A 951-nucleotide genomic window follows, 5' to 3' on the forward strand; every position below is an offset into this window, starting at 1 on the left:
CCTTTGCTCAACCCTGAACAGTTGCTTGGGACTTTCGATCCCGCATGACATGGACAGGAGCCCTCACCATGCCACAGCCCGTCATCGGCTGCGATCTTTCGCGCGCCTTCCTCGATCTCTGCGATCTGCCGGCCGGCCGGACGCAGCGCATTCCCAATACCCGTGACGCCATCGCCGAATGGGCCGAAACGCTCACGCCCGAAAAGCTCGTCGTTTTCGAGGCCACCAGCGGCTGCGACGACATCCTCATCGCCACCCTGACCGAACGCGCGCATCCGTTCTCGCGCGTCAATCCGCGTCAGGCCCGCGAGTTCGCCCGCGCAACCGGCGTTCTGGCCAAGACCGACCGCGTCGATGCGCGCGTGCTGGCCCAGATGGGCGCGGCCCTGGATCTGCCTGTCACCCGTCCGGTCAGTCCGGCCCGTGCGACATTGGCCGATTTCTTACGTCGCCGCAGGCAGTTGGTCGACATGCGCAAGGCCGAGAAGTTGCGCCGTCACAGCGCAGGCCATGATGACATCGCCGAGCAGATCGACGCCATGATCGCTCTGCTCTCGACCCAGATCAGCGTGCTCGATCAACGCATCAAAGCCATAATCGCTGCAGATCGCGCGCTCGCGGAACAGGCCGCCCTGATGAGCGCCGTGCCCGGCATCGGCCCGACCGTAATGGCCGTCCTGCTCGGCGAACTACCGGAACTCGGCACATTGTGTCGCCGCAAGATCGCCTCTCTTGCCGGTCTGGCACCCCATGCACGCGAAAGCGGCACATGGAAGGGCGCACGACGCATCTGGGGCGGACGACGAAAGGTCCGCGAAGCCCTCTATATCGCAGCCCTGTCCGCGTCCCGCCGCGTGCCTGCGCTCATCGCCATGCGCGATAGGATGCGCGCCAAGGGCAAGGCACCCAAGACCATCCTTATCGCCATCGCACGCCAGCTTCTCGTCATCC

General features: G+C 65.1%; 1 protein-coding gene. It reads left to right on the plus strand.

The annotated features are described in order from the left end of the window. Window positions 1–68 precede the first annotated feature (68 nt). Window positions 69–951, plus strand: an 883-nt coding sequence (locus HLH25_RS19890) for an IS110 family RNA-guided transposase (protein ID WP_220791934.1), incomplete at its 3' end; no start/stop codon positions are given.

Source organism: Gluconacetobacter dulcium, assembly GCF_014174165.1.
Classification (GTDB): Bacteria; Pseudomonadota; Alphaproteobacteria; order Acetobacterales; family Acetobacteraceae; genus Gluconacetobacter; species Gluconacetobacter dulcium.